At 63.4% G+C, this 6,277-nt stretch carries 3 protein-coding genes, 3 pseudogenes and 1 riboswitch; of the genes and pseudogenes, 4 read left to right on the forward strand and 2 right to left on the reverse strand.

What is annotated here, in order from left to right; translation table 11 throughout:
* Positions 1-222: 222 nt before the first annotated feature.
* Positions 223-1,452, reverse strand: coding sequence for a LacI family DNA-binding transcriptional regulator (locus tag Y708_RS0118780; protein WP_253905884.1), 1,230 nt, complete (start codon positions 1,450-1,452; stop codon positions 223-225).
* On the opposite strand from Y708_RS0118780, the pseudogene Y708_RS31255 reads away from it, so the two are divergent.
* From Y708_RS31255 to Y708_RS0118795, 3 genes and pseudogenes are all read left to right on the forward strand, one after another.
* Positions 1,430-1,843 (forward strand): annotated as a pseudogene (locus tag Y708_RS31255) (beta-galactosidase); the annotation flags it as partial. The gene Y708_RS0118780 and the pseudogene Y708_RS31255 overlap by 23 nt on opposite strands.
* 458 nt (positions 1,844-2,301) lie before the next feature.
* Entirely contained in the window at positions 2,302-2,829 is a 528-nt protein-coding gene (locus Y708_RS31260; protein ID WP_028281119.1) for a hypothetical protein, read from the forward strand.
* Positions 2,830-3,010: 181 nt separating this feature from the next.
* Positions 3,011-4,213 (forward strand): MFS transporter, encoded by a 1,203-nt coding sequence (locus Y708_RS0118795; protein WP_028281120.1) that lies wholly within the window; start codon positions 3,011-3,013, stop codon positions 4,211-4,213.
* Positions 4,214-4,256: 43 nt separating this feature from the next.
* Here Y708_RS0118795 and Y708_RS26300 read toward each other — a convergent pair.
* Positions 4,257-5,809: pseudogene (locus tag Y708_RS26300) on the reverse strand (alpha-L-arabinofuranosidase C-terminal domain-containing protein).
* Positions 5,810-5,948: 139 nt separating this feature from the next.
* A riboswitch (SAM riboswitch) is annotated at positions 5,949-6,057 on the forward strand.
* 11 nt (positions 6,058-6,068) lie between these two features.
* On the opposite strand from Y708_RS26300, the pseudogene Y708_RS30050 reads away from it, so the two are divergent.
* Positions 6,069-6,277: pseudogene (locus tag Y708_RS30050) on the forward strand (hypothetical protein); the annotation flags it as partial.

Below are 6,277 nucleotides of genomic sequence, written 5' to 3' on the forward strand. Positions count from 1 at the left end.
CCCCCCCCCCCCCCGCTCACTGAATCAAGCGGATGGCGGCCCCGGACAACCTGTCTGTCCGTTCGGGTGCGTTGCTGCGCGAAGCGCAGTGTTGCACCTGAGGCGCTCAATGTCTGGTCAATCTGCGTCCCCCGGGGTAACCCCGGAGAGGATGGAACACCGCGTGCACCATCCGCCTTGTCCAAGGCCACCACCCACAGCCACGCTAACGGATGACCGACGTCATTGCGACTGCGCAGTCGACTCGCGCCCAACCAGTTGGAAGCCACTCACGAGTTCAACGGGGTCCTCCGCCCCCTCAGTTTGTGAGATCCGGCCGACCAGCCGTTCCACTGCGGTCTTGGCCATCCAATCGTGGTCCGGATTGATGCTGGAGAGGGACGGAAAGCTGTAGGCGGACTCTTCAATATCGTCGAAGCCGATCACCTTCACCTGCCCGGGAACGTTCACTTCTGCATCTGCGAGTGACCGTAGTGCACCCAGCGCCACCGAATCGGTGACGCAGAACAAGCCGTCAAACGGCACCTTGGAAGCCAGAAGCGCGCGGGCCGCAGCAGCGCCCCGGGCCAGGGACAGTCCGCGGGATTCGACCAAAAGGTCGGGGTCATACTCAACGCCCGGCGCGGCTAACGCCTGCCTGTAGCCGCTATGGCGCAGGCTCGACACGTTGGGTTCATCCAGGTCAAGCCCGCCGATAAACCCGATCCGCCGGCATCCCTGCGCAATCAGGTGTTCGGTGGCGGCGCGCGCCCCGTCCACGTTGGGCATGGCGATATGATCCACCGGGCTGTTGAAAATACGCTCGCCGAGGATCACCACCGGATAGTCCACCCGCAGCAGATCGGCGTCGGCAGCGCCCAGGCCCACTGTGCTCAGGATGAGGCCGTCATAGAGACGGTTACTCGACAGGAAGAGTGCGTCGAGTTCCTTTTCGCGCGATGCACCGGTCTGCTCGATCACCACACGGAAATTCAGCAGTGCTGCCTCCGCGATGATTCTGGCTCCGAGCTGGGCATAGTAGGAGCTGTCCACCTCAGCGACTGCGAGTCCGATAGTCCTCGTGCGTCCGGCCCTGAGGTTGCGCGCGGCAACGTTGACCCGGTAGTCCAGTTCGGCAATCGCTTGGAGCACCTTTGCCTTTGTCTCAACCCTGACGTTCGGGTGGCCGTTGATCACGTTGGAGACCGTCATCATCGAGACACCGGCCGCGCGGGCCACGTCCTGCATAGTGGCGATCGTGGACCTCCATTTGTCAGTAATCAATTGCGTGCCCGTGCACGCGCACCGGGACAATCTTTTCACGAGCAACCCGGGAGAGCACATGACCCAGACCACAGACACATCAATCACCCACCGGATCACCCACACCGGTTGGGACACATCGGAGACCACGCCGACCATGGCCAATGAGATGGACGCCCGCCCGGGAATGTCCCTGACCAACCGCAACATCCAGCACGACGGCGCACCGTGGATACCTGTTACCGGGGAGATCCACTACAGCCGGCTCCCACGGGAGCGCTGGGCGGACGCGCTAAGGCTGATGAAGGGCGGCGGCATCAACGTGGTTGCAACCTATGTCTTCTGGATTCACCACCAGGAGAACGAGCAATCCCATCCCAGCTTCGAGGGCAACCTGGACCTCGCGGCCTTCGTTCACTTGTGCGACGAGTTGGGGCTGGAGGTCATCCTGCGCCTGGGCCCGTGGTGCCACGGTGAGGTGCGCAACGGCGGGCATCCGGACTGGGTAGTCAACGCCGCGTACGCCGAGCGGACTAATGATCCGCACTACCTGGACGCGGTCCGCACCTGGTTTGGCCATATTGGCGGGCAAGCAGCGGCTCTGTGCGGGGAGCATGGACCCGTAATCGGCATCCAGCTCGAAAATGAGCTGTATGACCAGCCGGATCACATTCTCGAGCTGAAGCGCATCGCGCGGGAATCCGGTCTCTTCGCTCCGCTGTGGACGGCCACCGCCTGGGGCAGCGCCGACATTCCGGTAGGCGAGGTGTTCCCGCTCAGGGCGCATTTCCACTTCTCCCACCAGTGGGACGATCCAGGTATCGGCAAGGACCTCGCCGGGGACAACTGGACCGGCATCGCAGGCATGAAGCACCCTGATTTTCCTGCCGCAACCTGTGAATTGGGTGGCGGAATGGCCAGCGCGTACCACCGCCGTCCCGCACCCACTGCCCGGGATACTGCCGCCGTGGCCCACTGCAAGCTGGGCAGCGGTTCGGGCTGGACAGCGGCAGCGTCCTCCTCCCTCATCGGCCCATCGACCTCCCGTCCGGGGAGTTCATGGCCTGGCCGCTCAGGCTGGAAGTGGGCGGCGTCGTCGTCAATTGGGCCACGCTCAACGTGCTCACGGTCCTTGAACCTGCGGACGGTCCGCCCGTCCTTGTGCTGCATGCGAACGACGGCGTCGAGGCTCACCTCGCGGTACCGGCCGGATACTCGGTATCCGGACACCTGGCTACGCCGGTTGACGGCGAGCTTATTCTGGAGGAGGTGGACACCGCGGGCGGTGTCATTACTATCCAGAACGACGACGGCGCCTCCCTCCGGCTGCTGGTCCTCGACGCTTCTCAGGCGCTGAAGGCGTGGACGCCCACCGTTGACGGTGCACGGCAGCTGGTGCTGTCCGATGCCGCCATCATTGAGGAGAACGGGGTGCTGTCCGCGATTGCTTCGGAGCCGGCCGACGCGGCGGTTTATCACCCTTCACGTGGGTACTCGCATCAAAGGATCCCCCATGAGGGAGGCGAAGCGGAGATCTCCATCGTCCAAACCGCGGCGGCGTCAGAGCCTCCCGTGCCGGTTGGATAAAGGACTCGCTGACGGGCCCGACGGCGGACATTGTGAACGCCGCGGTCATCACCTTCCAGGCCTCGGGACTCGCCTGAACGTAGATTGAAATGCATAGTTAGAACCGATTTAACCAGACAAGGGTGTAATCGGATGGGCGCCAGGAGCGCCCCTCATCTCCTGAAGGATGGAAGAACGCACAATGCCCGCTACCACCCGGAACGCGCCGGACCGCGCTGCCAGATTCGGATTCGCCTTCATCGGCGTCCTGCTCATCGCAGTCAACCTCCGGGTGTCCTTCGTCAGCGTTGGACCCGTCCTTGCAAACATCAGCAGCGACCTCGAGCTATCCAGTGCCGCAGCAGGGTTCCTTACAAGTGTTCCACTTATTGCCTTTGCAGTCTTTTCGCCCGTGGCGCCCGGATTCGCCTCCCGGCTGGGTCTCGACCGGGCGCTCTGGATGTCCCTGCTCATCCTCGCCGCTGGCATCGTGTTCCGCTCCTTACCGGTGCCCGGCTTCATCTGGGCAGGAACCGCGCTGATCGGCCTCGCGATCGCGTTCCTGAATGTTCTGGCACCCTCCCTCGTGAAGCGGGACTTTCCGACGAGGGTCAGCCAGGTCACCGGGAGCTACACCGCAACACAGGCCGCCTTCGCCGCAATCGGGGCAGCCGTCGTCGTTCCGGTGGCACAGACCTCCCCGGCGGGATGGAGGCTTGCCCTGGGAATCTGGGTGGGACTGGCGCTCATCGCGATGGCGGTGCTCCTGCCGTGGCTGCGCCGACACACGTCGGGCACCGCACACGCCACCACACCGGAGGTGTCCTACCGGTCGCCTTGGGCCTCAGCGTTAGGTTGGCAGGTGACGCTCTTCATGGGGCTGCAGTCGATCGCTTTTTACGTCCTGATGGCCTGGCTGCCCACCATCGAACAGAGCCGCGGTGTCCCCGCTACGACCGCCGGCATCCATCTGTCCGTTTTTCTGCTCGTCAACGTGTTCGCCAGCCTTGCCACAGGAGGAATCCTTCACCGGGGTTCGGACCAGCGCCTTGTATCCTTCGTCAGCGGCGCACTCATGTTCATAACATTCCTCGGTCTGGCCCTGGCACCGAACCTCACGTTGCTGTGGGTGCTGCTCGGGGCGATGGGGTGCGGGAGTCTCATCGTCATCGCCCTGTCGCTGTTCAGCCTCCGTACCGTGAATTACCCGCAAGCAGCGTCGCTGTCCGGTATGGCTCAATCGGTCGGCTACGGTTTGGGCGCGATCGGCCCGGTGATGTTTGGCGTTCTTCGCGACGTCAGCGGAGGCTGGGCGCTTCCACTCCTCGTCACCGCAGCCATCATGGCGGTTCTCGCCGTCATGGGTGTACTCGCCGGGCGTGACCGGGTGATCGGTGGCGTCTGACGCCGACCCTGCTCCTGGGCGCCGCAGGTTGAGTCCGCACGGCCTAATCGAGCCCCAGTTCGATTGTCACAAACGAGTGCGCAGGCAGCGTAACTCGTAGACCGCCGTCGGTGACGCTGACGCCGTCGAACCCGCGCACTGCTACTGAATCCGGTTGTTCAGGCGAGTTGTGCGCCTGAAGTGTGTCGGCGGTGAGGATTCGCGCCGTGGTGCCCGCAATGCCGCGTCCCCGCAGGTCCAGGTCAACGTCAATCGGCTGGTCGGCGTCGAGGTTGGACAGGGAAATCAAGGCAGTGCCGTCCTTGGTGCTGGCGGAGATCGTCACGGTCTCCAGCTGGGTCTCGCCCACCTGACGCCGCGCACCAGATCCGCGGAGGTCCACGCGCAGCGATGCAGCGTCCTGGTGGCCATTGTTCATTTCGAACACGTGATAGGTGGGCGTGAGCACCAAATGCTCACCGTCGGTGAGGATCATCGCCTGCAGCACATTGACGGTCTGGGCGATGTTTGCCATGAACAACCGGTCCGCGTGCTTGTGGAAAATGTCGAAGTGCACACTGGCCACCAGGGCGTCCCGCAGGGTGTTCTGCTGGAACAGGAAGCCGGGGTTTGTGCCCGGTTCCACGTTCCACCAGGTGCCCCACTCGTCCAGGATCAAGCCAACTTTCTTCTGCGGGTCGTAGCAGTCCATCACTGCGGAGTGGCCGCTGATGAGCTCATCAATCCGCGCGGCCTTGACCATGGTGGCGTAGTAGTCCTCGGAGTCGAACTCCAGCGCGCTGCCCTTGTCTTCCCACGGCCCGGGAATGGTGTAGTAGTGAAATGACACTCCCTGGAAGAAGCCACTCGGTTCGCGTTTGCAGCCAAGGCAGTTGATGGACTTCATCAGCGTCTCGGTCCAGGCGTAGTCATCATCGGCGGCGCCGGCTGCTATCCGGTAGAGGTTGTTCTCGCCGTGGTCGCGGCAGAAGGTGGCGTAGCGGCGTGCCTCGTCGGTGTAATGCTGCGCGGTCATGTTTCCGCCGCAGCCCCACGCTTCGTTGCCGATACCCCAAACGGTACCTTCCAGGGCGCCTCGCGGCCGTTTTCCTTACGCAGCCGCACCATGGGGGAATCGCCTTCCCGGGTGAGGTACTCAACCCAGTCGCTCATTTCCTTCACCGTGCCGCTGCCCACGTTGCCGTTGATGTATGGCTCCGTGCCCAGAAGTTCGCACAGCGCCATGAACTCGTGTGTGCCGAAGTGGTTGTTCTCCTCCACATTGCCCCAGTGCGTGTTCACCTTGGTGGGACGCTCCGACTTGGGGCCGATCCCGTCCATCCAGTGGTACTCGTCCGCGAAGCAGCCGCCTGGCCAGCGGAGGTTGGGAATGTTCAGTGCCCGCAGGGCCTCCACGACGTCCAGCCGGATCCCGCCCTCGTTGGGAATGTCGCTGTCTTCCCCCACGTAGAACCCCTCGTAGATGCATCGGCCAAGGTGCTCTGCGAAGTGCCCGTAGACATGCTTGCTGATTACGGGGCCCTCAATGTCGAGATTGATCACGGCGCGAACCGTGGTGTCGGACGGTGAGGCGGTACGCGTGGCGTCGGGAAGCATGGCTGCGCTTTCTGTGGTGGGTGAAAAAGTTTGTATCGATAAAACCACAGCGAACTATCGGATACAAGCCAATGGTCCTCAGGTACACATTTCGTTGCACACATACCGCGCGCGCGGCCACCCGCTATAGTCGAGAAAGCTTCACGAGATGCGGCGCCAAGCTCCGACTGGCCGCACACCAACCCCATGCTGATGGGTGGTTCGGATGAGGAAGCGGCCCGCGCAGACCGCGCGGGCAAGAGCAACCGAAGGACCGCCCGTGAGCGTCGCTGTCACCTTGACCAACAAGTACGACGACGGCGCCAGCCCACCTGCCGCCGCCGTCGTCGTTCCGTCACTCGACCTCAATTTAGGCACCGTGTTGTTCCGGGCGAACGGTGTCTTCGAGGAACGCTGGCACCCGGATCCCCGCCGCCTTGAAGCGGTACTGGCCAGAGCCATCCGGCCGGTGCGGTGGGATCCGGCCGG

Origin of the sequence: Arthrobacter sp. H5 (assembly GCF_000520595.1) — a bacterium.
Taxonomy (GTDB): domain Bacteria; phylum Actinomycetota; class Actinomycetes; order Actinomycetales; family Micrococcaceae; genus Arthrobacter_D.

Coding starts and splice junctions, on each gene's coding strand:
- Y708_RS31260 (WP_028281119.1), top strand. CDS start 2,302: ATGGCCTGGCCGCTCAGGCTGGAAGTGGGCGGCGTCGTCGTCAATTGG.
- Y708_RS0118795 (WP_028281120.1), top strand. CDS start 3,011: ATGCCCGCTACCACCCGGAACGCGCCGGACCGCGCTGCCAGATTCGGA.
- Y708_RS0118780 (WP_253905884.1), bottom strand. CDS start 1,452: ATGTTGCGGTTGGTCAGGGACATTCCCGGGCGGGCGTCCATCTCATTG.